23 protein-coding genes are annotated in these 26,716 nt (G+C 68.3%); 7 read left to right on the forward strand and 16 right to left on the reverse strand.

The annotated features are described in order from the left end of the window. The first annotated feature begins 59 nt into the window (after positions 1-59). Together ACSX1C_RS10780 and pyk are read left to right on the forward strand one after the other, a co-directional pair. Positions 60-989, forward strand: coding sequence for a universal stress protein (locus ACSX1C_RS10780; protein ID WP_439886132.1), 930 nt, complete (start codon positions 60-62; stop codon positions 987-989). A 55-nt stretch (positions 990-1,044) separates the two neighbouring features. Next, on the forward strand, positions 1,045-2,496 hold the full coding sequence (pyk, locus tag ACSX1C_RS10785; RefSeq protein ID WP_439886133.1) for a pyruvate kinase: 1,452 nt from the start codon (positions 1,045-1,047) through the stop codon (positions 2,494-2,496). 61 nt (positions 2,497-2,557) lie between these two features. Here pyk and ACSX1C_RS10790 read toward each other — a convergent pair whose 3' ends face one another. From ACSX1C_RS10790 to ACSX1C_RS10800, 3 genes are read right to left on the reverse strand one after another with little or no spacing between them, the layout of a single operon-like run. Beyond that, positions 2,558-3,331, reverse strand: coding sequence for an enoyl-CoA hydratase (locus ACSX1C_RS10790; RefSeq protein WP_439886134.1), 774 nt, complete (start codon positions 3,329-3,331; stop codon positions 2,558-2,560). Between the two features lie 31 nt (positions 3,332-3,362). Next, positions 3,363-4,301, reverse strand: coding sequence for an iron-sulfur-binding ferredoxin reductase (locus ACSX1C_RS10795; RefSeq protein ID WP_439886135.1), 939 nt, complete (start codon positions 4,299-4,301; stop codon positions 3,363-3,365). Then, positions 4,294-5,421: a diguanylate cyclase domain-containing protein gene (locus ACSX1C_RS10800; protein ID WP_439886136.1), complete on the reverse strand. Its 1,128-nt coding sequence runs from the start codon at positions 5,419-5,421 to the stop codon at positions 4,294-4,296. Before ACSX1C_RS10800 ends, ACSX1C_RS10795 begins: the two co-directional genes overlap by 8 nt. A 225-nt stretch (positions 5,422-5,646) precedes the next feature. Between ACSX1C_RS10800 and ACSX1C_RS10805 the strand changes: the two genes are divergently transcribed. After that, entirely contained in the window at positions 5,647-7,170 is a 1,524-nt protein-coding gene (locus tag ACSX1C_RS10805) for a fumarate hydratase (protein ID WP_439886137.1), read from the forward strand. Between the two features lie 88 nt (positions 7,171-7,258). Here the strand turns inward: ACSX1C_RS10805 and ACSX1C_RS10810 are convergent, their stop codons facing one another. Together ACSX1C_RS10810 and ACSX1C_RS10815 are read right to left on the reverse strand one after the other, a co-directional pair. Then, positions 7,259-8,827, reverse strand: a complete 1,569-nt coding sequence (locus tag ACSX1C_RS10810) for a DUF3369 domain-containing protein (RefSeq protein WP_439886138.1) — start codon at positions 8,825-8,827, stop codon at positions 7,259-7,261. Beyond that, a complete protein-coding gene (locus tag ACSX1C_RS10815; RefSeq protein ID WP_439886139.1) occupies positions 8,824-10,332 on the reverse strand; it encodes a sensor histidine kinase in 1,509 nt (502 codons plus the stop codon). Before ACSX1C_RS10815 ends, ACSX1C_RS10810 begins: the two co-directional genes overlap by 4 nt. 239 nt (positions 10,333-10,571) lie before the next feature. Here ACSX1C_RS10815 and ACSX1C_RS10820 point away from each other — a divergent pair, with 239 nt between their 5' ends. Continuing rightward, the gene (locus ACSX1C_RS10820; RefSeq protein ID WP_439886140.1) at positions 10,572-11,369 is read left to right on the forward strand and encodes a substrate-binding periplasmic protein; all 798 of its coding nucleotides are present in this window, start codon (positions 10,572-10,574) and stop codon (positions 11,367-11,369) included. A 119-nt stretch (positions 11,370-11,488) separates the two neighbouring features. After that, positions 11,489-11,752, forward strand: coding sequence for a YebG family protein (locus ACSX1C_RS10825; RefSeq protein ID WP_439886141.1), 264 nt, complete (start codon positions 11,489-11,491; stop codon positions 11,750-11,752). A 10-nt stretch (positions 11,753-11,762) separates the two neighbouring features. Here ACSX1C_RS10825 and ACSX1C_RS10830 read toward each other — a convergent pair whose 3' ends face one another. Next, positions 11,763-12,530, reverse strand: a complete 768-nt coding sequence (locus ACSX1C_RS10830; RefSeq protein ID WP_439886142.1) for a TSUP family transporter — start codon at positions 12,528-12,530, stop codon at positions 11,763-11,765. A 103-nt stretch (positions 12,531-12,633) separates the two neighbouring features. Next, a complete protein-coding gene (locus ACSX1C_RS10835; RefSeq protein ID WP_439889403.1) occupies positions 12,634-13,620 on the reverse strand; it encodes a YeiH family protein in 987 nt (328 codons plus the stop codon). Between the two features lie 327 nt (positions 13,621-13,947). Here ACSX1C_RS10835 and ACSX1C_RS10840 point away from each other — a divergent pair, with 327 nt between their 5' ends. Further along, complete coding sequence (locus ACSX1C_RS10840) at positions 13,948-14,604, forward strand: hypothetical protein (protein ID WP_439886143.1); 657 nt, start codon at positions 13,948-13,950, stop codon at positions 14,602-14,604. Positions 14,605-14,620: 16 nt separating this feature from the next. Here ACSX1C_RS10840 and ACSX1C_RS10845 read toward each other — a convergent pair whose 3' ends face one another. The 4 genes from ACSX1C_RS10845 to ald form a co-directional block, all read right to left on the reverse strand. Next, a complete protein-coding gene (locus ACSX1C_RS10845; protein ID WP_439886144.1) occupies positions 14,621-14,920 on the reverse strand; it encodes a DUF6506 family protein in 300 nt (99 codons plus the stop codon). 14 nt (positions 14,921-14,934) lie between these two features. Continuing rightward, a complete protein-coding gene (locus ACSX1C_RS10850) occupies positions 14,935-15,885 on the reverse strand; it encodes a bifunctional enoyl-CoA hydratase/phosphate acetyltransferase (protein WP_439886145.1) in 951 nt (316 codons plus the stop codon). 111 nt (positions 15,886-15,996) lie between these two features. After that, a complete protein-coding gene (xsc, locus tag ACSX1C_RS10855; RefSeq protein WP_439886146.1) occupies positions 15,997-17,757 on the reverse strand; it encodes a sulfoacetaldehyde acetyltransferase in 1,761 nt (586 codons plus the stop codon). A gap of 57 nt (positions 17,758-17,814) precedes the next feature. Continuing rightward, positions 17,815-18,927: an alanine dehydrogenase gene (ald, locus tag ACSX1C_RS10860; RefSeq protein ID WP_439886147.1), complete on the reverse strand. Its 1,113-nt coding sequence runs from the start codon at positions 18,925-18,927 to the stop codon at positions 17,815-17,817. 578 nt (positions 18,928-19,505) lie between these two features. Here ald and leuA point away from each other — a divergent pair. Next, positions 19,506-21,176: a 2-isopropylmalate synthase gene (gene leuA, locus ACSX1C_RS10865; RefSeq protein WP_439886148.1), complete on the forward strand. Its 1,671-nt coding sequence runs from the start codon at positions 19,506-19,508 to the stop codon at positions 21,174-21,176. A 119-nt stretch (positions 21,177-21,295) separates the two neighbouring features. Here leuA and ACSX1C_RS10870 read toward each other — a convergent pair whose 3' ends face one another. From ACSX1C_RS10870 to ACSX1C_RS10890, 5 genes are all read right to left on the reverse strand, one after another. Continuing rightward, positions 21,296-22,090 carry an amidohydrolase gene (locus tag ACSX1C_RS10870; RefSeq protein ID WP_439886149.1) on the reverse strand — a complete coding sequence of 265 codons (795 nt, stop codon included), beginning with the start codon at positions 22,088-22,090 and terminating at the stop codon, positions 21,296-21,298. Further along, positions 22,078-23,226, reverse strand: coding sequence for a pyridoxal phosphate-dependent aminotransferase (locus ACSX1C_RS10875; protein ID WP_439886150.1), 1,149 nt, complete (start codon positions 23,224-23,226; stop codon positions 22,078-22,080). Before ACSX1C_RS10875 ends, ACSX1C_RS10870 begins: the two co-directional genes overlap by 13 nt. A gap of 118 nt (positions 23,227-23,344) precedes the next feature. Beyond that, positions 23,345-24,820, reverse strand: coding sequence for a ribosome biogenesis GTPase Der (der, locus tag ACSX1C_RS10880; protein ID WP_318645225.1), 1,476 nt, complete (start codon positions 24,818-24,820; stop codon positions 23,345-23,347). 127 nt (positions 24,821-24,947) lie between these two features. Beyond that, positions 24,948-26,099, reverse strand: coding sequence for an outer membrane protein assembly factor BamB (bamB, locus tag ACSX1C_RS10885; RefSeq protein WP_439886151.1), 1,152 nt, complete (start codon positions 26,097-26,099; stop codon positions 24,948-24,950). Next, a complete protein-coding gene (locus ACSX1C_RS10890; RefSeq protein ID WP_439889404.1) occupies positions 26,092-26,703 on the reverse strand; it encodes a tetratricopeptide repeat protein in 612 nt (203 codons plus the stop codon). The genes bamB and ACSX1C_RS10890 overlap by 8 nt, the downstream gene beginning before the upstream one ends. Positions 26,704-26,716: the final 13 nt, after the last annotated feature.

Consider the following 26,716-nt stretch of genomic DNA (forward strand, 5'->3'; position numbering starts at 1 on the left):
GATAGACATAGGTACCGATGGGCTGCCGAAGCCGTCTCCACCCTGCGAGGTTCAGAACCATGCGTCTGCGCCAGCTACTGGTCGTCATCGATCCCCAGGAAACCCGCCAGCCGGCCCTGGAGCGCGCCGTTTGGCTGGCACGCAGGAGCCAGGCGCAGCTGTACCTGCTGCTGGTCGAGTACAGCGCCGCCCTGGATGCCAGCCGCTTCTTCGACAGCGCCCTGCAGACCAGGGCCCGCGCCGCCCTGCTCGAGCAGCGCGGCACCTGGCTGGAGGAGCTGGTCGCGCCGCTGCGCGCCGAGGGCCTGGAGCTGCACCTGGACGTGCGCTGGGGCAAGCCCCCCCATGGGCTGGTCCTGGAGAAAGTGGCCGAGATGAGCCCGGACCTGGTGCTCAAGTCCATCGCCCACCGCGATAACCTGCTGCAGCGCCTGCTGCACAGCAACAGCGGCTGGCAGCTGGTACGCCACTGCCCCGTGCCGTTGTGGCTGGTGCAACACGGCCAATGGCAGGGGCGCACGCTGTGCGCCGCCCTCGACCCGCTGCACAGCGCCGACAAGCCGGCGGCCCTCGACCACCAGCTGATCAGCGCGGCCATGGACCTCGGCGAGCAGTTCGGTCTGCAGCCCCACTACCTGCACTGCCACGCCCCCCTGCCGCGCAGCCTGGTATTCGACGCCGAGCTGGTGACCAATTACGAGGACTACGTGACGCGCAGCACCGCACAACATCGCGAGGCCTTCGAGCAGCTGCTCGGCCACTACCCCATCGCCCTGCCCGACACCCACCTGGTCGAGGGTTTCGCCGAGGAAGTCCTGCCGAACTTCGTCGGCGAGCGGCAGATCGACCTGCTGCTGATGGGCGCCATCGCCCGCGGCCACCTGGACACGGCACTGATCGGCCATACCGCCGAGCGCATCCTGGACAACGTGACCTGCGACCTGCTGATCCTGAAAGCCGAGGCGCAAGGTAGTGCAGAGGAACGATGACTACAGGGGGGCGCCGTAGTAGCCTCCCGGCCAGCTTCAATTCAGGAGTCTGCGCATGACCTTTCGTCGTACCAAAATCGTCGCCACCCTCGGCCCGTCCAGCAACTCGCCCGAAGTCCTCGAAAAACTCATCCTCGCCGGCCTGGATGTGGCCCGCCTGAACTTCTCCCATGGCACGCCGGACGAGCACAAGGCCCGCGCCCAGCTGGTGCGCGAGCTGGCCGCCAAGCACGGTCGCCACGTCGCCCTGCTCGGCGACCTGCAGGGCCCGAAGATCCGCATCGCCAAGTTCGCCGGCAAACGCATCGAGCTCAAGGTCGGCGACCGTTTCACCTTCTCCACCAGCCACCCGCTGACCGAGGGCACCCAGGAAATCGTCGGCATCGACTATCCGGACCTGGTCAAGGACTGCGGCGTGGGCGACGAACTGCTGCTCGACGACGGCCGCGTGGTCATGCGCGTGGCAAGCGCCACCGCCGACGCATTGCACTGCGAGGTGCTGATCGGCGGCCCGCTGTCCGATCACAAGGGCATCAACCGTCGCGGCGGCGGCCTGACCGCCCCGGCCCTGACCGACAAGGACAAGGCCGACATCAAGCTGGCCGCGGAGATGGAGCTGGACTACCTGGCGGTGTCCTTCCCGCGCGACGCCGCGGACATGGAATATGCCCGCCAACTGCGCGACGAGGCCGGCGGCAGCGCCTGGCTGGTGGCGAAGATCGAGCGTGCCGAGGCGGTGGCCGACGACGAGACCCTCGACGGCCTGATCCGCGCCAGCGATGCGGTGATGGTCGCCCGCGGCGATCTCGGGGTGGAGATCGGCGACGCCGAACTGGTCGGCATCCAGAAGAAGATCATCCTGCACGCCCGCCGCCACAACAAGGCGGTGATCACCGCCACGCAGATGATGGAGTCGATGATCCACAACCCCATGCCGACCCGGGCCGAGGTCTCCGACGTGGCCAACGCCGTGCTCGACTACACCGACGCGGTGATGCTCTCGGCGGAAAGCGCCGCCGGCGCCTACCCGCTGGAGGCGGTGCAGGCCATGGCGCGCATCTGCGCCGGCGCGGAGAAGCACCCGACCAGCCAGCAGTCCAGCCACCGCATCGGCAAGACCTTCAACCGCTGCGACGAGAGCATCGCCCTGGCGGCCATGTACACCGCCAACCACTTCCCCGGGGTCAAGGCGATCATCGCCCTGACCGAAAGCGGTTACACGCCGCTGATCATGTCGCGCATCCGTTCCGGTGTGCCGATCTTCGCCTTCTCCCCGCACCGCGCCACCCAGGCCCGGGCGGCACTGTTCCGCGGCGTCTACACCGTGCCCTTCGACCCGGCCGCGCTGCCCCCGGAGCAGGTCAGCCAGGCGGCGGTCGACGAGCTGCTGAGGCGCGGCGTGGTCGAGCCCGGCGACTGGGTGATACTGACCAAGGGCGACAGCTACCACACCATCGGCGGCACCAACGGCATGAAGATGCTGCATGTCGGCGAGAAGCTGGTGTAGCGCCCGCCGATACCGGAGAAAGGCCGCTCGATGAGCGGCCTTTCTCGTCTGCTGCCAGGCCTCAGGCGAACCGGCTGAAATCCGCCGGGCGCCGCTGCATGAAGGCGCTCAGCGCCTCGATGGCCTCTGGCGAGCGCAGGCGCTGGCCGAACAGGGCACCTTCCTCCTCGATCACCCGGCGCAGTTCCTCGCGTCCCGGTGCACGCATCAGACGCTTGCCGTCCAGCACCGCCGTGGGCGCCAGGCGCTGGAAACCCAGGGCCATCTCGCGGGCCTTGGCCAGGGTCGCCGCACCGTCGTCCAGCACCTGGTTGGCGATGCCCCAGGCCACCGCCTGCTCGCCGCCGAAGGCCTCGCCCAGCAGCAACAGCTCGGCGGCCCGGGCATGGCCCAGCAGGCGCGGCAGGATCAGGCTGGAACCGAATTCGGGACAGAGCCCCAGACTGACGAAGGGCATCTTCAACCGGGCGTCGCGGCTGACATAGACCAGATCGCAATGCAGCAGCAGGGTGGTGCCGATGCCCACCGCCGGACCGCTGACCGCGGCCACTACCGGCTTGGCGAAGTCGAACAGCGTCCGCATGAAACGAAACACCTCGCTGTCCGGCCCGGTCGGCGGCGCCTGGATGAAATCGGCCACGTCGTTGCCGCCGGTGAAGCACTCCGTGCCTCCGGTAAGCAGCACGGCGCGGACGTCACTGTCCCGCTCGGCCTGGCTCAGCGCCTCGGCCAGGTCGGCGTACATGGCCCGGGTCAGGGCATTCTTCTTGTCCGGACGGTTGAGGCGCAGGGTCAGCAGCCCCTGCTCGCGCTCGACCAGCACATGCTCACTCATCGATATTCCTCGGGCAGCGCCGCCGGCGCCTTCACGCATGCGGCAGGAACAGGTCGGCGAATACCTGGTTGCGCGGGATACCGGCCAGATACAGACGCCGCGCAAAGGTTTCGACGCTGTGGGGGTGGCCGCAGAGTAAGGCGAGGGTTTTACGCGAGACAAGGCGCAGTTCGGCCAAAGCCGCGGGCAACTGCGCCGCGCTGATGAGCTCGACCCGCAGCTGCGGGTGGCCGGCAGCCAGGGCGGCGAGGCTGTCGGCGAGGTAGTGCTCGGCGGCGGCATGGGCCAGGTGAATGACCCGGACGGGACCCTGATGTTCCTGCCGTAGCGCCTCGCGCAGGATGCCGTAGAGCGGCGCCAGGCCGGTGCCGGCCCCCAGCAGCCAGAGTGGCCGGGCCTGCCAGTCCGGATCGTAGTGCAGCGCACCGCCCCGCAGCTCGCCCAGGCGCAGGCTGTCGCCGGGACGCATGGCCCGCGCCGCGTCGCTGAAGGCCCCGCTCTGCCGGCAGTCCAGGTGGAACTCCAGCCAGGGGTCTTCGCCGGGCAGGCTGGCCAGCGAATAGGGGCGGGCCACCCCGGCCTCGGTCCACAGCACCAGATGCTGGCCGGCGCGGTAGCGCAGCGCGTCTTGCGGGATCAGGCGCAGGCGCAGCACGCTGGGGCTGAGCCAGTCGCAGCTGTGGATACGCGCGGGGCGACCATCGCGCAGGGGGTCGAACACCTCGACCTGCAGGTCGTCGACGATGCGACACTGACAGGCCAGGCGCCAGCCCTGCTCCCGGCGGGCGTCATCGAGGGCGCCGGGCTTGGCATCCAGCGGCTCGCCTTGCAGACAACGCACCAGGCAGGCATGACAGCTCCCCGCCCGGCAGCTGTAGGGCACGGCGACCCCGCCGGCGAGCAAGGCATCCAGCAGATTACAAGAGGGGGCGACGGTGAGGCGGTGCGCGCCGACCCGCAGCTCAGGCATCGGCTTCCTCCCAGGCCGCCATACAGCGGTTGCGCCCGCTGCGCTTGGCCTGGTAGAGCGCCTGGTCGGCGCGGTGCAGGGCTTCATCCAGATCGTCGTGCATGGTCAACAGGGTCATTCCGACAGACAGACTCAGGTCGCTCACCTTAACACCCAAGGGCTCGGCCCGGCTGAAGGCCTCGCGCAGCCGCTCGCAGCAGGCGGCGAATTGCTCGCAGTCGGTGTCGGGCAACAGCAACACGAATTCCTCGCCGCCATAGCGGGCCAGCACATCGCCGTCGCGCAGACAGGCCCGGGCGACGGCGGCGAAGGTCTGCAACACCCGGTCGCCGGCAGCATGGCCGTGAACATCGTTGATGCGCTTGAAATGATCCAGGTCGATCAGGGCCAGGCCGTGCTGGCGTCCAGCCCTCAGGTCATCCAGCGCACGGCTGGCCAGGCGCAGGAAGTGTCGACGATTGAACAGGCCGGTCAGCTCGTCCGTCGCCGCCAGATCCTCCAGCTGGCGCATCATGCCGCGCAGGGTGTCCTGATGCGCCTGCAGGGCGAAGCGCCGCTGGCGCATGCGCCGACGCAGGGTCTGCACGTAACTGGCGAACAGGCTCAGCCAGATCAGGACGGCGGCCAACACACAGACCTGCAAGGTCGCCGCGGCCGGGTCGTCCAGGCGCAGGGTGGAGGCCTCGTAGAGGCTCAAACCGGCGAAACCGAAGAAGGCCAGCAGCGCGCAACGGACGAAGACCCTGGGCTGCAGCTCGAACACGCCGAACAGCATGATCAGCGGGTAGATCACCAGCAGACTGCCGCGCCCCTCGTCGAACGAGGACAGCAACAGCGTCAGCCAGCCGAGGGCCACCACCATCTGCGGTTCGGTCAGGCTGGGGTCGCGAAAGCGCAGGTTCTGGCCGGCGCGAAACACCGCGAAGAAGCCCAGCTGGCTCAGTGTCACCAGCAGGGTGAACAGCAGTGCGGTGGGCCAGGATGCCTGCAACAGGCCGTTGCACATGGCGACCGCACACACCAGGCCGGTCAAGGCGTAGGTCGCTGCCGCCATGCCAAAGCGCTTGAGCAGCAAGCCTTTTAGCCTACGCTGAGTGACCCGCTGGCTACTCGAGCTCATGGGTTGATGGGCTCCGTCCCATACTGGCATCTGGCCGCCACTCTACCCCCGTCCGCCACAAATGCCTAGCGCCGGCGACCGCCTTCGACCCTGGTCGGGTGTCCCCTGCGGGCGCTGCGCGCTATACTGCCGCGCCTTTTTTAAGCGCGGCTATTCACCTTGAAAGCCTGCGCCGGATCCTGGTCCGGCGCCCCGCAGTGCCTGCCCTACAGAGGAGCGCCCAGCATGACCGTGATCAAGCAAGACGACCTGATCCAGAGCGTCGCCGATGCCCTGCAGTTCATCTCCTACTACCATCCCGTGGACTTCATCCAGGCCATGCACGAGGCCTACCTCAAGGAGGAGTCGCCGGCCGCCAAGGACTCCATGGCGCAGATCCTGATCAACTCGCGCATGTGCGCCACCGGCCACCGGCCGATCTGCCAGGACACCGGCATCGTCACCGTGTTCGTCAAGGTCGGCATGGGCGTGCGCTGGGACGGCGCCAGCATGAGCGTCGACGACATGATCAACGAGGGCGTGCGCCGCGCCTACAACCTGCCGGAGAACGTGCTGCGCGCCTCGATCCTGGCCGACCCGGCAGGTAGCCGCAAGAACACCAAGGACAACACCCCGGCGGTGATCCACTACTCCCTCGTCCCGGGCGACAAGGTGGAAGTGGACGTCGCGGCCAAGGGCGGCGGCTCCGAGAACAAGTCGAAGATGGCCATGCTCAACCCGTCCGACTCCATCGTCGACTGGGTGCTGAAGACCGTGCCGACCATGGGCGCCGGCTGGTGTCCGCCGGGCATGCTCGGCATCGGCATCGGCGGCACCGCCGAGAAGGCCGCGGTGATGGCCAAGGAAGTGCTGATGGAGCACATCGACATCCACGAGCTGCAGGCCCGCGGCCCGCAGAACCGCATCGAGGAACTGCGCCTGGAGCTGTTCGAGAAGGTCAACCAGCTGGGCATCGGTGCCCAGGGCCTGGGCGGCCTGACCACGGTGCTCGACGTGAAGATCATGGACTACCCAACCCACGCCGCCTCCTTGCCGGTGTGCATGATCCCCAACTGCGCCGCCACCCGCCACGCCCACTTCGTGCTGGACGGCTCGGGACCTGCCGAACTGGAGGCGCCGGACCTGGATGCCTACCCGGAAATCGTCTGGGAAGCCGGCCCGAGCGCGCGCCGCGTCAACCTCGACGAAATCACTCCGGAAGAGGTGCAGAGCTGGAAACCGGGCGAAACCATCCTGCTCAACGGCAAGATGCTCACCGGCCGCGACGCCGCGCACAAGCGCATGGTCGAGATGCTCAACAAGGGTGAGCATCTTCCTGTCGACTTGAAAGGCCGCTTTATCTACTACGTCGGCCCGGTCGACCCGGTCGGCGACGAGGTGGTCGGCCCGGCCGGCCCGACCACCGCCACCCGCATGGACAAGTTCACCCGGCAGATCCTCGAGCAGACCGGCCTGCTGGGCATGATCGGCAAGTCCGAGCGCGGCCCGATCGCCATCGAGGCGATCAAGGACAACAAGGCGGTGTACCTGATGGCCGTCGGCGGCGCCGCCTACCTGGTGGCCCAGGCAATCAAGAAGTCCAAGGTGCTGGCCTTCGCCGAGTTGGGCATGGAAGCGATCTACGAGTTCGAAGTGAAGGACATGCCGGTCACCGTGGCGGTCGACACCAACGGCGAGTCGGTGCACATCACCGGCCCGGCGATCTGGAACCAGAAGATCGCCGAGAGCCTGGCGCTGGAAGTGAAGTAAGCGGCAACCCTGCCCAGAAGACGAGCCCGGCCCCGCGCCGGGCTCGTCGTTTCTGGCTGCTCTATCCCGCTATCCGACAGGCGCCCACCTACTCCTGTGCATACTCCTGCTCCACCACTTCGAGGAAGGCGTCCACCACCCGCGGGTCGAACTGCTTGCCGCTGCGTGCGCGCAGGTAGTCCAGCGAATCGGCCAGGGACCAGGGTTCCTTGTAGGGCCGCCGATGCATCAGGGCGTCGAATACGTCGACCACCGCGACGATGCGTGCCGAGAGGGGGATCTCCTCGCCGCGCAGGCCCTGGGGATAACCGTTGCCATCGAAGTGCTCGTGGTGGCCACCGGCGATCTCCGCGCCGATCGACAGGTAACTCTGACCCTCAACCATGCGTGCCGAGCGCTGCAGGATGGCCGCACCGATGCTGGCATGGCGGCGCATCACCTCGCGCTGCTCAGCGTCATGCACACCGGGCTTGAACAGCACCAGATCGGGGGTGGCGACCTTGCCGACGTCGTGCAGGATGCTGGCCATGCCGATCAGCTCGAGAAAGCGCGGCGTCAGCTGCTCGGGGTAGTCGCCACGCTCGGCCATCCGCTGCGCCGTGCGCGCGGTCCAGCGCTCGACACGCAGCACGTGCTCGCCGGTATCACTGTCGCGGTATTCGGCCAGATCGGCCAGGGCCACCACCGTGGCCTCCTGCGCGCGGGTCATCTGCAGGTGATGGTGGAGGTTGTCGAAGGCCGAGGCGATGCGGCTGCAGAACACCTCCAGCAGGTCCTTGTCCACCTCGGTCAGCGGCCAGGGCGGGGTGAAATACAGCAGGAATTCGTGGCGGGTCTGGGTCGGGATGTAGAGCACCTCGTTGGGATAGGCGTAGAGGCTCTGCTGCCGTTCGACCGCCTGCAGCATCAGCGCATAGGCCGGGTGCGCCGAGTCGAGTTCGTCATGCCGGGCCGCCTCGGCGAAGCTGCCGGTGGCGCCGAGGACCTGTAGGGCCACCGAACCGCTGCCGGCACCACGGCGTACGCAGAGGATGCCGTGAGTGCCGACGTCGAGGATGGCGCCGATCTGCGCCAGCACGCCGGAGGCGAATTCGCGCAGCGAGTGCATCTGGTAGAGGTTGGCCGAGCCCTCGAGGATCTTGCTCAGGCCCTGGCGGCTGCGCTCGATGGCCACCAGGCTCTCGTAGGCGCGCAGGGAAGAGATGACCGTGGTGTAGAGCTTCTGCAGGGTCAGCTCGGTCTTGGCCTTGTAGTCGTTGATGTCGTAGGCGACTATCACCTCCTGCTCCGGCGCCTGCCCCGGCTGACCGGTGCGCAGCACGATGCGCACCAGGGGGTTGCCCAGTTCCTCGCGGACCCGATGCACCAGACGCAAGCCGGCATCCTCGGTCTCCATCACCACATCGAGCAGGGTCAGGGCGATATCCGGCTGGTCGCGCAACAGGGCGAAACCCTCCTCCCCGGAATAGGCACTGAGCAACTCCAGCCTGCGTCCCTTGTACTCGACGTCGCGCAGCGCCAGTTGGGTGACCCGGTGCACATCCGGTTCATCGTCGACGATCAGCAGCCGCCACGGCATTTCACAGTGCAATACCGGCGGCTCGGCGCTGTCGTCGATCAGCCAGTCGTCCTCTTCGTGGGCCTGTTCTTTGCTCACATTGCCTCCTCGGGCGGCTGCGGGACGATGCGCGGAATGCGCAGGGTGAAGCAGGTGCCCTGCCCCGCCGTGCTCGCCACCTGGATCTGGCCGCCCAGGCGCCGGGTCACAAGGTTATAGACCACATGCAGGCCCAAACCGCTGCCACCGACGCCACGTTTCGTCGTGAAAAAAGGCTCGAAGATGTGCGGCAGATGCTCGGCGGCGATGCCCTGCCCATCGTCCTCGAAGCGCACCACCACCCAGTCGCCTTCATCCTGGGCGCCGAGCCGGATCTGCCCTGCCGCCCCATCCGGGAAGGCGTGGGTCACCGCGTTGACCAGCAGATTGGTCACCACCTGGGCCAGGGCCCCCGGGTAGCCGTCCAGCTGGATGTCCGCCGGACAGTCGATGCGCACCTGGATCGGCAGGCGCTTGTAGGTCGGCCGCAGGCTCTCGACCACCTCGCCCAGGTAGCGGGCGAGGTTGAATTCACGGCGCGCCTCGCTGGTCTGGTCCACCGCCACCTGCTTGAAGCTGTGCACCAGGTGCGCCGCCCGGTTGGCGTTGGCCAGGATCAGTTCGACGCTCTCTTCGGCGGCCTGTAGGTAGCCCTCGACCTCCGACTTCTTCAGGCGCCCGGCCTGCAGCTGGCCGGCGAAGCGCCGGGTCTGTTCGGCCAGCACGCTGGCCCCGGTCAGGGTAATGCCCAGGGGCGTGTTGATTTCGTGGGCCACACCCGCCACCAGCCCGCCGAGGGCCGCCAGCTTTTCCGCCTGGATCAGGGTCGCCTGGGTGCGCTGCAGTTCCTCGTAGGCGCCGCGGATGTCGCTCTCGGCCTGGCGCCGGGCCTCCAGGTCCTCGGCCAGGCGCCGGGCGATGCGCTTGAAGCCGCCGAGCACCTCGCCGAACTCGTCGAGGCTGGTGCCCGGCAGCACCAGCGATTCCGGCGGGCCACGGTGCTCGGCCGCCTGGTGCAGGGCGTCGCGCAACGCCGCCAGGGGCTTGAGCACCTGCAGGCGCAGGCTCAGCGACAGCGCCGTCACCAGCAGCACGTCGAGGGCGAGGATCTCCAGGAAGCGTCGCCACACCTGCTCGTTCAGCGTGCCCTGCATCGCCTGGCGCGACAGCAGCACCCGTACCCGGCCGAGCACCTGCTGCTCGTTCCGCCCGCGGTTGCGCAGGGGAAACTCCAGGTGATCGTAGCGCGCGCTTTGCCGCCGCGTCGGCTCCTGCATCCCGGCCGACGCCAGCAGCTCGCCATGCTCGCTGTACACCACGATGCCCAGCACCGGCGGCTTGACCTCGGCGGCCAGGTTCTCCTGCAGGGTCGCGGTGTCGAAGTTCCACAGCGGATTGACCAGATTGGTCTGCAGGCGCTGCTGCACGCTGTCGCGGTCGCGCTGGTACTGCTCGAGCAACTGATTGCGCATGCTCCAGTACGCCAGCGCCCCGGAACAACTGAGCAGCGCCGTGACCAGAACCACGAACAGGGCATTGAGGCGGAAGCCTATACTGTTTCTCATCACCTACCCCGGCCGAGCGCCGGCGAGATCGACTCGCACCGGGATTGGGGGCGCGAGATGGACGAGGCGCAAGCCTTACCTACCACGATAGTCCACCGGAGCCGCACCCGGTCCGGGCATCAGCGTAGTGAGGATCAATCGCTGGCTGTCGGCAAGGCCGCCGCGAACAACCCGGGCCGAGTCCAGGCCTCAAACGGCATACGCGAATGAAGCCGATGATCGAACGCCTGAAGTGCCATATGACCGGCCTTCTGGTCCTGGCCCTGCTGACCCTGGCTCCGGCGCTGGCGGCCCAGGCCGACACCCGCGTCACCCTGCTGATCGACGAGGCCTACCCGCCCTTCACCTACCGCACGGCCGAGGGCCAGGCCGCCGGCATCTATGTCGATGTCCTACGGGCGGCCGAACCGCTGCTGCGCGGCTACCGCCTCGAACTGCAGCCCACGCCCTGGCTGCGCGCCATGGTCGAGATCGAGGCCGGGCGGGCACTGGCGGTGGTCCCGCCCTACTACCGCCCGCAGCAACGGCCGTGGATCAAGCCCTACTCGGTGCCCATCCTGCAGGAGCAGGTGGTGGTGTTCTGCCACCGCGAGGTGTTCGCCGACGGCCCGCCGCCCGGCTGGCCGCAGGACTATCAGGGCCTGCGCTTCGGCAATAACCCCGGCTACCTGTCGGCGAACCAGCCCTTCTGGCGCGCGGTACGCCGCGGCCTGATCCGGATCGAGGACGCCCCCGGCAACCGCGCCAACCTGCAGAAACTGCTGCACCGCCGCATCGACTGTTACTTCAACGAGCGCCTGTCGATCCTCGCCGAACTGGCGCAGATGCGCCGCGATGGTCTGTACGACACGGCAAACGCCGAGGCGATAGTCGAAGGCCCGATCATCTCGGTGGAAAACAGCTACGTCGGCTTCAGCGACCGCACCGGCCCGCGCTTCCCCTTCAAGGAAGACTTCGCCCGCCAGTTGGACGAGGCGCTGCAACACCTGCACAGCTCCGGCGAAATCGAGCGCATCGTTCAGCGCCACACGCAATGATGCCCCGGCTGCCACCCTAGGCCTTTGCAGGGCGCCTGCGGCTACAGTACACTGCGCCACCACTGTATAAATAAACAGCTTATAGCAACCCTGTCAGCATGAAGGCGTAGAGGTGATGAATGGCCGTCGAAGTGGTGTACCGCAGCAGTCGAGATCTGGAGCGTTTGTTTATGGATAAGGCCGAAGCCGATCGTCACGACAAGATGCTGGAATTGGCCGAACTGCTCACCGAGGTGCTGCAGAAAGCCGTGCCCTCGCTCAACGAGCAACAGGGCGAGGAACTGGGCATCTACATGGCGAAGAACCGCGAGATCTTCGCCAAGGCCTTCAAGAACCAGCCCGATGCCCTGAGCGAGCTGGGCAAGGACGAGGCCGAGCAGTAGCCGCCACTCTCTAATAGACGGCCAGCAGGCCGGGCAAGGCATCGACGATCAGGCCGACGCCGGCCAGCGCCATCAGCGCGAAGACCAGCCAGCGTACGCCCCGCAGGGACAGGCGCGGCGGATAGCGGCGCAGCAGCCAGCTGAGCAGCAATACCAGCGGCAAGGCCTGGGCGCTCAGCCACAGGGTGGCGGCATGCAACTGCCCCTGCGCCAGGACCAGCCCCAGGCGCGCCGCCGCATTGGCGGCGAACAGCGTGATCAGGGTGTTGCGGATCACCTCGTAGGCCAGCGGCTGGCGATAGAGGTGATAGACGATCGGCGGCCCGCCGCTGGAGAACAGGCCGTTGAGCAGCCCGCACAGGCCGCCGGCCAGCCAGAACGAGGGCTGCCCCGACAGCTTCGCCCGGGGTCTGCTCTGCACCACCAGCATCAGGCTGGCGACGACGATCAGCACGCCGAGCAAGAGGCGCAGCCAGACGATCTGCTGGTCGCCCAGGGCGCCCAGGCCCCAGATACCCAGGCTGACCCCGAGCAGGCTGCTGAGCAACACCGGCATCAGCACGCCGCGATCCAGTTGCGGCTTGCCCCCGCCCAGGGTGCCCATGGCATTGCCCAGGGTCAGGATGCTGATCACCACCGCCACCTCGCCGAGCGGCAGCACCTGCAGGTGGGCGACCAGGCCGAGCAGGATCAGGCCGAAGGCGAAGCCGGTGAGGCCCTGCGCCAGGGTCGCCAGGGCGACGCAGCCGAGGAACAACAGATGCACCTGCACACTCATCCCGCCTCCCTGGCCGGCCACCTCGGCCGGCCCGCCTATGGGCCCGCGCCAGCCACAGCCGGCACATGGGCACGCAGCTGGACATGCCGGCCGGTGGCCGGCCTCATCCCAGCCAGTTCACCGCGCCGAGGATCAGCAGCGCGAGGAACAGCGTCTCGCTGACCAGCAGGGTCGCCGGGCGCCAGCCGACCTCCAGCAGCGATTTGAGCGAGGTCTTCATGCCCAGGGCGGCGATGGCGGTGATCAGGCACCAGCGCGACACGTCGCCGGCGAATTCCTGCACCTGCGCCGAGGCCAGGCCGCTGCTGTTGAGGGCCACGAAGAGCACGAAGAAGATGATGAACAGCGGCAGCGGCAAGGCCGGGCGCGGGCCCTCGCTGCGCTTGCGCAGCAGCAGCGACAGGCTGAAGACGATGGGCACCAGCATGGCCACGCGCAGCAGCTTGATCACCGTGGCGCTGTCGCCGGTCTCGTCCGACATGCTGTAGCCGGCGCCGACCACCTGGGCCACGTCGTGGATGGTGGCGCCGAGGAACACCCCGGCCTGCTGGGCGTCCAGGCCCAGCCACTGGGCGATCGGCGGGTAGGCGATCATGGCGATGGTGCTCAGCGCGGTGACGCTGATCACGGTGAAGATGGTGTTGCGCTCGCTGTCCTTGTTCGGCGGCAGCACCGCGGAGATGGCCAGGGCCGCCGAGGCGCCGCAGATGCCCACGCTGCCGCCGCTGAGAATGCCGAAATCGCGCGACTGGCCGAGCAGGCGGGCGAGGAGGATGCCGAAGCTGATGGTCAGGAACACCGCGCCTATCACCACCGCCATCAGCGTGCTGCCCAGGGAGAGGATCTGCTCCAGGGTGATGCGCATGCCGAGCAGGGCCACGCCGATGCGCAGTATGGTGCTGGAGGTGAAGCGGATGCCGGCGACCGCGCGGCCTTCCTCGGAGAGGAAGCCCAGGGCCATGCCCAGCAGCAGCGCCATCAGCATCACCGGCGCGCCGTAGTGCTCGGAGAGGAAGGCGGCGCTGGCGGCGACCACCGCCGAGGCGATCACCCCCGGCAACAGCAGGGCCAGGCGCTGCCTGCGGCCCATCAGCCAGGAGCTCGGCGCCGGTTCGTGCGGGTTCTGGCAGTGGCTGGGCGGGATCGTGTGGTGTTGTTTTATTGTCATGTCGGCACCTACACCCTTAGAGGCTAAGACTCGGAATCTCGATGCTAGAGAAAGCCTCCGCCCCCCATTAGGGCCACGCCGCGGGCGTCGTAGGGGCCAGCCGCCGGGGCCGCGCTTGGCCCAGCCGAATGGCCGCAGCTGGCGCTACCTGGGGCCCCGCACGGCCCCTAGAGTGGTGCGCGCACGCCCCGCGACCGGCCCCCGCGAGGGGAAACGGCCGGCCCCGCTCCACCATCCGAAGAGGCCCCCATGACCCTGGATAACCTGCAGCTCGTCCAGCTCGGCGAGCGCCTGCGCCAGGCCTGGCAGCAGCCGCACCCGGGGTTCGCCTCGGGCCAGGATGCGCGCAGCAGCGACAACGGCCTGCTGCTGCAGTGCTACGGCAACCTGGCCCGGGCCGCCGGCGCCGCCTGGCAGAACGCCGGGCGCACGCTGATCGACAAGACCTACCTGCGCATGCTCAAGGACTGTGCCGATCTGGATTTCCTCGGCCTGAGCGCCGACGAGCTGGCCGCGCGCCTGGACGGCTTCATCCGCCGCGAACTGGCGCCGCGCTGGGCGCAGCTGGACGAGTGGCGCGGCGGCGAGGGCCTGGAGCCGGCCCTGGCGCTGCTGGAGACCGGCAACCGGGCCCTGTTCGACGACGCCGACGGACACCCGGCAACCAGCTGGCTGCTGTTCTACCTCTGCCCGCAGCTGCCCCTGCTGCCGGTGCCTGCCGGCACCGCGCCGCGCCCCTGGCTGCTGCGTGCGCTGGAGCTACAGTCCCAGTTGCCGGTGCTGCCGCGGCCACGGCTGTTCGCCGGCGATGCCCGCGAACAGGCCCTGATCCGGCAGCTGGTCGAAGGCAGCGACTGGTGGCGCCGGCGGGTGCTGGCGGCCTGGCTGGCCGCCGGCACGGCCTGAAGCCGGCCGCGCCGGCTCAGGCGAACGCCTGCTGCAGGCGCTCGCGCTCCGCGGCGCTGTACTGCACGGCGCCCACCGGAATGCGGTCGCCGAGGGCGCTGCGCACCTGCTCGACCTCCGCGGCGCTGAAGGCGCCGCACAGCTCGATCAGCTGCACGTGGCGGGTCAGCAGCTCCTGGGCCACCAGCACCGCCTGCTCGACGTCCGCCACGCCGCACAGGGTGGCGGCGAAGGACTCGGATTCCAGGCAGCCGTTGTGGGTGAGAAAGTCCATGCCGGGCGCCTTGAAGATGAAGGCATAACGTTGCAGGGCCATGCTGCTGTTCCTCGTTAGTGGGCCAGGGCGCGAGGCTGCGCCTGCTGGCGGTGGTCGATGAAGATGGAAGCCAGGGCACAGGAGGCCAGACGCGCCTCCAGCGGGTCGGCGCGCGAAGTCAGCACGATCGGCACCCGCGCGCCCAGCACCAGGCCGGCGGCGGTGGCGCTCATGAAGTACACCATCTGCTTGAACAGCATGTTGCCGGCCTCCAGGTTCGGCACCAGCAGGATATCGGCATTGCCCGCCACCTGCCCGCCTATGCCCTTGATCCGCGCCGCCTCCAGGGATACCGCGTTGTCGAAGGCCAGCGGCCCCTCGACGCAGGCGCCGCGCAAAGCGCCGATGGCCGCCAGCTTGACCAGCTCCGCGGCGTCCTGGCTGGAGGGCATGCTGCGGGTCACCTCCTCGGTGCCGGAGAGCACCGCCATGCGCGGCATCTGGTAGCCCAGGGCGTGCATCAGCTCGATGGCATTCTGGGCGATGTGGATCTTGTCGACTATGCTCGGCTGCACGTTGATCACCGCGTCGGTGATCGACAGCGCCTTGTCGCTGCCCGGCAGGGTCATGTGGAACACGTGGCTGAGGCGGCTGGCGGTGCGCAGCCCGGCCTCGCGCTTGAGTACCGCGCGCAGCAGGGCGTCGGTGTGCAGGTGGCCCTTCATCAGCGCCGCCGCCTCCCCCGCGCCGGCCAGGGCGCAGGCCAGCTCGGCGCTCTGGCCTTCGTCGGCGGCGGCCAGGATGCGCAGGTCGTGCAGGTCCCAGTCGATGGCCTCGGCCAGGGCGCGGATCTGCGCCGGGTCGCCGACCAGCACCGGCTCGATCAGGCCCTGGTCGCTGGCCTGCCTGGCGCTCTCCAGGCTCAACTGGTTGACCGGGTTGACCACCGCCGTGACCACCCGCGGCAGGGCCTTGGCCCGCTCGAGGAGAAACGCCGGACATTCCCGTGGAATAGTGCTCAACATGATTGCTTTCCCGATTGATCGCGGTCGAAGCCGCAGCGGCGCCCTAAGGCGCCGCTGCGGTGTTACCTAGGGACTCGTGCCCTTCATCGCGAAGCGCGTTGCCGCGGCGACTCAGACGTAGTCCTTGTACTTCTCCAGGAAACGCACCGGCTTGGACAGCGCATCGCGGCGGAACGGATCGCCCAGCTCGCGGGTGCACATGATCTCGATCACCGTGGTCTTGCCGGCCTTCTGCGCCTCGCAGGCGGCCTTGAGCGCAGGGCCGACGTCCTCCAGGCGGTCGACGGTGACGCCTTCGGCGCCCATGGAGCGGGCGATACCGGCGAAGCTCTGGTTCTCCAGGTCGCCGGCGACGAAGCGGCGGTTGTAGAAGTCCACCTGGTTCTTCTTCTCCGCACCCCACTGGCGGTTGTGGAAGACGATGGAGGTGACCGGGATGTTCTCGCGCACGCAGGTCATGATCTCCATCATCGACATGCCCCAGGCGCCGTCACCGGCGTAGGAGATGGCGGTGCGGTGCGGCGCGGCGACCTTGGCGCCGATGATGGTCGGCAGCGCGTAACCGCAGTTGCCGAAGCTCATGGCGGCGAAGAAGGAGCGCGGCTGCTCGAAGCGCAGGTAGCTGTTGGACACCGAGTTGATGTTGCCGATGTCGGTGGAGACCATGGCGTCGGCCGGCATGGCCTTCTCCAGCTCGCGCAGCACCTGGCGCGGGTGCAGGTAGCTGCCCTCCTCGCCGGCCTGCTCCTTGATCATGTCCAAGGAGTACTCGTCCTTCTCGTGGATCCAGGCGTTCAACTCGGCTTCCCAGTTGGCCTTCTCCAGGGCGATTTCCTCGGCCCGCGCGCCCTTGTTCTCCAGGCAGCGCACCGCCAGGTTCTCCAGACGGCCGAGCAGGTCGGCGGCGGCGGCCTTGGCGTCGCCGCAGATGCCCACGGTGATCTTCTTCACCAGGCCGAGCATCTTCGGATCGCAGTCGATCTGGATCACCTTGGCCTGCTTCGGCCAGTAGTCCAGGCCGTGCTGCGGCAGGGTGCCGAACGGGCCCAGGCGGGTGCCCAGGGCGACCACCACGTCGGCCCGCGACAGCAGCTTCATCGCCGCCTTGGAGCCCTGGTAGCCGAGCGGGCCGCACCACAGCGGGTGGCTGGCCGGGAAGGAGTCGTTGTGCAGGTAGCTGTTGACCACCGGCGCGCCGAGGTACTCGGCCAGGGCCTGGCACTCGGCCACCGCGTCGCCCATGACCACGCCGCCGCCGGAGATGATCACCGGGTTCTGCGCCTCGGCCAGCAGCGCCGCCGCCTCGGCCAGGCTCTGCGCGCCGCCGGCGCTGCGCTCGATGCGGATCGGCGCGGGGATCTCGACGTTGATGTCGCCGTAGAAGAAGTCACGCGGGATGTTCAGCTGGGTCGGGCCGTTCTCCAGCATGGCGCGGTCGAAGCAGCGGGCGGTCAGCTCGGCCATGCGCGCCGGGTTGGCGACGTGGCCCTGGTACTTGGTGATGGTCTCGAAGAACGGCAGCTGCTGGGCTTCCTGGAAGCCGCCCAGGCCCTGGCTCATGGAGCCGGTTTCCGGGGTGATCACCACCACCGGGCTGTGCGCCCAGTAAGCGGCGGCCACGGCGGTGACGAAGTTGGTGATGCCCGGGCCGTTCTGCGCGATGCACACGCCGTGGCGGCCGCTGACCCGCGAGTAGCCGTCGGCCATGTGCCCGGCGCCCTGCTCGTGGACCACGGGGATGAAGCGGATGCCGGCCGGGGCGAAGATATCCATCGCATCCATGAAGGCCGAGCCCATGATGCCGAAGATGTCGGTCACGCCGTTGGCGACCAGGGTTTCTACCAGGGCTTCGCTGGGAGTCATGCGTGGCATGTCGGTATTCCTCTCATTGCTTAAGGGACGGCGACGGAGCCGCCGTTTTATCGGGGCTCAGCCGCGCAGCGGCATGGGCGCACAGGGATAGCCGAGGGCCTCGGCGACCTCCGGACAGGTGACCTGCCCGGCATGGATATTCAGGCCATTGGCCAGGTGCGGATCGCGGCGCAGCGCCTCCTCCCAGCCCAGGTCGGCCAGGGCCACTATGTGCGGCAGGGTGGCGTTGTTCAGCGCCAGGGTGGAGGTGCGCGCCACCGCGCCGGGCATGTTGGCCACGCAGTAGTGCACCACGCCGTCGACCAGGTAGGTCGGGTCCTGGTGGGTGGTGGCGCGGGAAGTCTCGAAGCAGCCGCCCTGGTCGATGGCCACGTCGACCACCGCCGAGCCCGGCTTCATGGCCCGCACCATCTCGGCGCTGACCAGCTTGGGCGCGGCGGCGCCGGGGATCAGCACGCCGCCGATCACCAGGTCGGCCGACAGCACCTGCTCCTCCAGCTCGGCGCGGTTGGACAGCACCGTCTGCAGCTGGGTGCCGAACTCGCCGACCAGGCGGCGCAGCACCTCGATGCTGCGGTCCAGCACCACCACCTGGGCGCCCAGGCCCAGGGCCATGCGCGCGGCATTGGAACCGACCACGCCGCCGCCGAGGATCACCACCTTGGCCGGCTCCACCCCCGGCACGCCGCCGAGCAGCACGCCGCGGCCGCCGCGGGACTTCTCCAGGCAGGCGGCGCCGGCCTGGATCGACATGCGCCCGGCCACTTCCGACATCGGCGCCAGCAGCGGCAGGCCGCCGCGGCTGGAGGTGACGGTCTCGTAGGCGATGCAGGTGGCGCCGCTCTCCAGCAGGTCGACGGTCTGCTCGCGGTCCGGCGCCAGGTGCAGGTAGGTGAACAGCAGTTGATCGCGGCGCAGCTGCTTGCGCTCGCTGGCCTGGGGCTCCTTGACCTTGACGATCATCTCGGCCCGGGCGAACACCTCCTCGGCGCTGTCGGCGATGCAGGCGCCGGCGGCGCGGTAGGCGTCGTCGCTGAAGCCGATGCTGGCGCCGGCCTGGCTCTGCACCAGCACGGCATGGCCGCGGCTGGTCAGCTCCTGGACGCTGGCCGGCACCATGCCGACGCGGTACTCGTGGTTCTTGATCTCTTGCGGAACTCCGATAAGCATGCCGATCTCTCCCGTTGTTGTTGTGTGGAGTCAGTGAGGCAAGTCGTGCGAGCCGCCGCGCGGCGCCTAGGGCGGGGGCGGCGGGCTTGGGGCTAGAGTAGGAGGCGGGCGAAGGAGCCAGATAGAACCAGTTGCGGGGCAGCTGTTGCGCCAGGACGGCGCGAATTGGCGGGCGGCGCGGGGACGTTCGGTGCCGCCCGGCAGGGCCGTGATCCCCGGGCCGGGCCGGGCAGCGAGCGCCCCGCGGTGCCGATAATCAATGCGAGCACGGCCGAGAGGTCGCCATAACCCGGACGATGACAGCGCGCAATCCTCGACAGCACAGACGAATATCCACGCAATAAAACACCAACAAACCAATCACAAAGACAACTAATTCCAATTTTTCAGCAACACTTGCCATCTTTAACCTCTATGGATAGGGTTAACGCCATGAAGGCTACCCATACCCTCTTCCTCCTGCGGCAACACGCCAACCTCTGCCTGGTCAGCCAGCGACTGCGTGGCTAGCACCCCTTCGCCTGTTTCCGCCGATTCTGCCTGGCCCCTCCGTGGCCGCCGCCAACAAGGACTTCCCCATGAGCATGCTCAAAGACCCCTCCGGCAAGTACCGTGCTTTCGCCCCGATCGACCTGCCCGACCGCACCTGGCCGTCGAAGACCATCACCGAAGTGCCGGTCTGGTGCAGTTCGGATCTGCGCGACGGCAACCAGTCGCTGATCGAGCCGATGGACGCGGCCAAGAAGCTGCGCTTCTTCAAGACCCTGGTACAGGTCGGCATCAAGCAGATCGAGGTGGGCTTCCCCTCCGCCTCGCAGACCGATTTCGACTTCGTCCGCGAGCTGATCGAGGGCGGCCACATCCCCGAGGACACCACCATCCAGGTGCTGACCCAGGCCCGCGAAGACCTGATCAGCCGCACCTTCGAGTCGCTCAAGGGCGCGAAGCAGGCCATCGTCCATGTCTACAACGCCACCGCGCCCTCCTTCCGCCGCATCGTCTTCAACCAGGACAAGGCCGGGGTGGTGGCCATCGCGGTCAATGCCGCGCGCATCATCAAGGACCTGGCCGCCCGACAACCGCAGACCCGCTGGACCTTCCAGTACTCGCCGGAGATCTTCACCTCCACCGAGCTGGAGTTCGCCGTGGAGGTCTGCGATGCCGTGCTCGACGTGTGGCAACCGACGCCGGAGAACAAGGCCATCCTCAACCTGCCGGCCACAGTCGAAGTGTCCACGCCGAACATCTACGCCGACCAGATCGAGTGGTTCTGCCGCCACGTCAGCCGCCGCGACAGCGTGCTGATCAGCCTGCACACCCACAACGACCGCGGCACTGGGGTGGCGGCCAGCGAGCTGGGTCTGCTGGCCGGCGCCGATCGCGTCGAGGGCTGCCTGTTCGGCAACGGCGAGCGCACCGGCAACGTCGACCTGGTCAACCTGGCGCTGAACCTCTACACCCAGGGCATCCACCCGGGCCTGGACTTCTCCGACATCGACGCGGTGCGCAAGGTGGTCGAGGAGTGCAACCAGCTCCCGGTGCACCCGCGCCACCCCTATGTCGGCGACCTGGTGCACACCGCCTTCTCCGGCTCGCACCAGGACGCCATCCGCAAGGGCTTCGCCCTGCAGGACCCGGACGGCGTCTGGGAAGTGCCCTACCTGCCAATCGACCCGGCCGACATCGGCCGCAGCTACGAGGCGGTGATCCGGGTCAACAGCCAGTCCGGCAAGGGCGGCATCACCTACCTGCTGGAGCAGGAATACGGCATCAGCCTGCCGCGGCGCATGCAGATCGAGTTCAGCCAGGTGGTGCAGAAGGAGACCGACCGCCTGGGCCTGGAGATGAGCGCCGCGCAGATCTACCAGCTGTTCGACCGCGAATACCTGCAGGCCAACGCCCCCTATGCCCTCAAGGGCCATCGCCTGCAGGAAGAGAACGGCACCAGCGCGGTGGACGTGGAGGTCCTCGCAGGCGGCGACAGCCAGCACTGGCGCGGCATCGGCAAGGGCCCGCTGGAGGCCCTGGTGGCCGGCCTGCCGGTGGCCGTGGAGATCATGGACTACTGCGAGCACGCCATAGGCGCCGGCACCAATGCCAAGGCCGCGGCCTATATCGAGCTGCGCGTGGACGGCGGCCGCGCGCTGCACGGCGTAGGCATCGACGAGAACCTGACCACCGCCAGCTTCCGCGCCCTGTTCAGCGCCCTGAACCGCGCCCTGAAGCAGGTCGAGGCCCAGGCCGCCTGAGGCGCGACTCGGCCAGAGAGAACAACGCCGGGCACAGCCCGGCGTTGTCGTTTCTGCAGGATGGGGCGTGCGCAGCGATTCTCATCGCCCCCCCTGGGTATCGTTGCGTTCGATCCAGACTACGGCTTCAGTTCGAAGGCATCGGCATCCAGGTAGGCGGGAAAGCGCTCCCGGTACGCGGCCAGGTCGGTGCCGGACAGCGTGACACGGAACACCCCGCCGGCCGTCCCGGCCTCGAGCAAGGCTTCGCCCTGGAAATCCAGCACCTGGCTATCGCCGCTGTAGGGGTGGCCCTTGCCGTCCGTGCCGATGCGGTTGACCGCCGCCACGTAGCACAGGTTCTCGATCGCCCGCGCCGGCAACAGCCGGTTCCAGTGGTGACGGCGTGCGGCCGGCCAGTTGGCGGTGTACAGCAGCAGGTCGGTGTCGTGCGGGTCGCGACTCCACACCGGGAAGCGCAGGTCGTAGCAGATCAGCGGGCGGATGCGCCAGCCCTTGAGCTCCAGCAGCAGCTGCTCCTCGCCGGCGGCGTAGTGCTTGTGCTCGCCGGCCATGCGGAACAGGTGGCGCTTGTCGTAGTGCGCCAGGCTGCCGTCCGGGCGCGCCCAGAGCAGGCGGTTGCGGTAGCTGCCATCGGCCGCCCGGATGATCAGGCTGCCGGTCACCACCGCCTGCAGGCGCACGGCCTGGGCCAGCAGCCACTGGCTGCTCGGCCCACCCTCCGGCTCGGCCAGGCCGGCCGAGTCCATGGAGAAACCGGTCGTGAACATCTCCGGCAGCACCACCAGGTCGGCGCCCCGGGCCTGCTCCAGCAGGGATGCGAAGTGCATGTGGTTGGCCGCCGTGTCGTGCCAGACCAGCTCGGTCTGCACCAGCGCCAGCTGCAGGTCGGGTAACGCCGTCAGATCGCGCATAGCTTCTCCGCGGCCTGGCGCAGGGTGTCCTCGCGCTTGGCGAAACAGAAGCGCACCAGGCGCAGGTCCTTGGGCGGCTGCTGGTAGAACACCGACACGGGGATGGTCGCCACGCCGTGCTCGCGGGTCAGCCACTCGGCCATGGCCACGTCGTCCAGGTCGTCGCGGATCGCCGAATAATCGGCCAGCTGGAAGTAGGTGCCGGGTGCGCGCTGGAAGCTGAAGCGCGAGTCGGCGAGCAGGTCGCAGAACAGGTCGCGCTTGGCCTGGTAGAAGGCCGGCAGCTCCTCGACATGCTCGGGGTGCTCGGCCATGTAGTCGGCCAGGGCCCACTGCAACGGCGTGACGCCGCAGAAGCTGACGTACTGGTGCACCTTGCGCAGCTCGGCGGTGAGCGCCGGCGGCGCCACCACGTAGCCGGTCTTCCAGCCGGTGACGTGGTAGGTCTTGCCGAACGAGCTGACCACGAAGGCCCGCGCGTACAGTTCCTCGTGGGCCAGCACGCTGGCGTGCCGCGCGCCGTCGAACACCAGGTGCTCGTAGACCTCGTCGCTGATCAGGTAGATGTCGCGGTCGCGAATCAACGCCGCCAGCCGGTCCAGATCGGCGCGGGAGATCAGCCCGCCGCTGGGGTTGTGCGGGCTGTTGAGGACGATCAGCCGGGTCCTGGGGCTCAGGGCGTCGGCCAAGCGCTGCCAGTCGATGGCGAAATCCGGCAGGGCCAGGGGCACGTGCACGCAGCGGCCGCCGGCCAGCTCCACCGAGGGCTCGTAGCTGTCGTAGCAGGGGTCGAAGACGATCGCCTCGTCGCCCGGGCGGATCAGCGTCTGGATGGCGCAGAAGATGCCCTGGGTGGCACCCGGAGCGATGGTCACCTCACCGTCCATGTCGACCGTGCGGCCGTAGCTGCGGGCGATCTTCGCCGCCACCTGCTGGCGCAGCGCCGGCAACCCGGCCAGCGGCGCGTACTGGTTGTGGCCGGCGGCGATGTGCCGGGCGACCGCGTCGCGCAGCGCCTGCGGCCCGTCGAAATCGGGGAAGCCCTGGGACAGGTTGAGCGCGCCGGTCTCGGCGGCGAGCTGGGACATGCGGGTGAAGATGGTGGTGCCGACATTCGGCAGCTTGCTGGTGATCATGACGTCTTCCTGCGGCTCAGCGCGCCTGGCGGGCGCTGTCGAGGGCGCAGGATAGCCGATCGTCCGGGCACGAAAAAGGCGCCCGCGGGCGCCTTCCGTGTGTGGCGGACGACCGGGATCAGCGCTTCTTGTCCTTGCGCTTCTTCTCGGCCTTCTTGTGGTGGCTCATCAGGCGGCGCTTCTTGTTCACCTGGCGGTCGGTGAGGGTGTTCTTCTTGTCCTCGTAGGGGTTCTCGCCGCCCTTGTATTCGATGCGGATCGGCGTGCCGACCAGCTTGAGCACGCGCCGGTAGGTGTTCTCCAGGTAACGCGAGTAGGCGCGCGGCACCGACTCGACCTGGTTGCCGTGGATCACGATCAGCGGCGGGTTGGCGCCGCCGAGGTGGGCGTAGCGCAGCTTGATGCGCCGGCCGTTGACCAGCGGCGGCTGGTGCTCGCGCACGGCATCCTCGAGGATCTGCGTCAGGCGACTGGTGGGCCAGCGGGTGATCGCCGACTGGAACGAGGCCTGCACCGACTTGTACAGGTGGCCGACGCCGGTGCCGTGCAGCGCCGAGATGAAGTGGATGTCGGCGAAATCGACGAAGAACAGCCGGCGCTGCAGCTCGGTCTTCACGTAGTCGCGCTCGCTCGGCTCCATGCCGTCCCACTTGTTCAGGGCGATGACCAGGGCGCGGCCGCTCTCCAGGACGAAGCCGAGCAGATTGAGGTCGTGATCGACCACCCCTTCGCGGGCGTCCATGACGAACACCACCACGTTGGAATCCTGAATGGCCTGCAGGGTCTTGACCACCGAGAACTTCTCCACCGCCTCGAAGATCTTGCCGCGGCGACGCACGCCGGCGGTGTCGATCAGGGTGTACTTCTCATCGTCGCGCTCGAAGGGGATGTAGATGCTGTCGCGGGTCGTCCCCGCCTGGTCGTAGACGATCACCCGGTCCTCGCCGAGCATGCGGTTGACCAGGGTCGACTTGCCGACGTTGGGCCGGCCGATGATCGCCAGCTTGATGCCGTCCTTCTCGCTGGGCCCGGGGATGCGCTTGGCTTCCTCGCCCTCGGCCACCTCTTCGGCCTCCTCGCCCTCCTCCGGCTCGCCGGCGTCCTTGGGAAAGCCGCCCAGCACCGCCTCGAGCATCTGGGTGATGCCGCGGCCGTGAGCACCGGCGATGGCCAGGGCCTCGCCCATGCCCAGGGGGCTGAACTCGGCGCGGGCCAGGTCGGGGTCGAGGTTGTCGACCTTGTTGATCACCAGGAAGCTGTGCTTGTTACGCTTGCGCAGGTGCTCGCCGATCATCTGGTCGGAGGCCGACAGCCCGGCCCGGGCATCGACCAGGAACAGCACGGCATCGGCCTCTTCGATGGCCTGCAGCGACTGCTCGGCCATCTTCGCATCGATGCCCTCCTCGTCGCCGGAGATACCCCCGGTGTCGATGACGATATAGGTCCGCCCCTGCCACTTGGCCTCGCCGTACTGGCGGTCGCGGGTCAAGCCGGAGAGGTCGCCGACTATCGCGTCGCGGGTCTTGGTCAGGCGGTTGAAGAGGGTCGACTTGCCGACGTTCGGGCGGCCCACCAGGGCAATTACGGGAACCATAAGGCTCTCCACTACGTTATTTCAGAAAATACAAAGGCCGCTGCCAGGGCAGCGGCCGAATTCACAGCTGGGGCCGGGCCGCCGCACGGCCTCGCCGTGCAGTCTAGCCTGGCCCTCTAGCGCCGGGTCACTTGATGGTCAAGGCCACCAGCTTGCCGCCGTTGCCAAAGGCGTACAGCCACTCGCCGACCACCAGCGGACGGGCGCGCAGGCCGTCGCTGTCGATGCGCTCGCGGCCGACGAAGCGGCCGTCCACCTGGCTGATCAGGTGCAGGTAACCCTCCAGGTCGCCGAAGGCCACATAGCTGGAGAACACCTCCGGCGCCGACAGCTGACGACGCGCCAGGGCGTCGTTGCTCCACAGCGCCGAGGCGCTGCGCTCATCGATGCCTTCCACCGTGCCGCTGGCCAGACTGACGTAGACGTTGCCGTAGCCCTGGGCCACTCCCACCGAGCTGGAGGCCTCGCGCTGCCAGAGGATGCGCCCGCTCTCCAGTTCCAGCGCCGCGACACGGCCCTGGTAGCTGACCGCATAGAGGGTACCGCCGGACAGCAGCAGGCCGCCGTCGATGTCCACCACGCGGTCCAGCTCGGAACGGCCCTGGGGCACCGCCACGCGCTGCTCCCAGACCGGCAGGCCGCGCTGGGCGTCCAGGGCGATGACCTTGCCGCTGGACAGGCCGGCGATGGCCAGGCGATTGGTCAGCACCGGACTGCCGGTGCCGCGCAGGGTCAGTACCGCCGGGGTGTTCTCGAAGATCCAGCGCTGGCTGCCGGTGTCGGCATCCAGGGCGATCAGGCGGTCGTCCTGGGTCTGCACCAGCACCACGTCGCCGTTGGTCGCCGGTGCCGCCAGCACTTCGCTGGTCACCCGCGCACGCCACTTTTCCTCGCCGGAGGCGGTGTCCAGGGCGATGATCTCGCCCTTCAGGGTGCCCAGCAGGACCAGGCCGTAACCGGCACCGACCGCACCGGACACCGGCGCCTCGAGCTCCTGCTTCCAGCGCACATCGCCGCTCTTGCGGTCCAGCGCCATGACCAGGCCCTCGACATCGGCGGCATAGATGGTCTCGCCATCGACCGCCGGGACCAGCATGTTGAAGGTCTCGCCCTGGCCCTCGCCGATCGAGCGGCTCCACTCCTTCTGCAGCTGCACCTCTTCTTCGAAGTCGGTCAGCTCGGCAGGCGGCAGTTCCTTCTTACTGTTGCTGCTGCAGCCCACGGCCAGTACGGCCAGGGCCAACAGCGCGGCATTCTTCCAACGCTTCACGTCACGCATCCCCTTTTGCCAGGTCGTCGAGCTTCATTTGCAGGCCACCCACCGCGGCGTCTTCGGCCAGTGCGGCCTTGGCCTTGAGGTAGGCGGCGTGGGCCTCATCATCGCGGCCCAGGGTCGCCAGCAGGTCGCCCTTGAGCTCTTCGCGGCTGGCCAGATAGGCCTGATCGGCATCGCCCTCGAGCAACTGCAGCGCGGCCTCGGCCTTGTCCTGAGCCGCCAGAACGCGGGCCAGACGCTGACGCGCCAGCTCTTCCAGGGTCGCGTCCGCCGGCTGATCGACTATCGCCTGCAATTCGCTCGCCGCATCCTCCAGCTTGCCGGACTCGACCGCCACCTTGGCGATGAACAGGCTGCCGTACTGGGCGTAATGGCTGCCGCCGAACTCGTCCTTGAGCTGCTTGCCCAACTCGGCGACCTTGGCCGCATCCGGCTCGCCGCTCGGGTCGAGGGCGGTCTCCAGCAGCTGCTGATAGAGCACCGAGGCACTCTGTGCCTGGCTGCTCTGGTACTTCTGCCAGCCCTGCCAGCCGAACACCGCCACCAGCGCCAACAGCGCGCCGGTGAGCAACGGCATGCCGTTGCGCTGCCACCACTCCTTGATCATCGCCAGCTGTTCT

It is taken from the genome of Pseudomonas sp. MBLB4123 (assembly GCF_051904775.1).
Lineage (GTDB): Bacteria > Pseudomonadota > Gammaproteobacteria > Pseudomonadales > Pseudomonadaceae > Aquipseudomonas > Aquipseudomonas benzenivorans_B.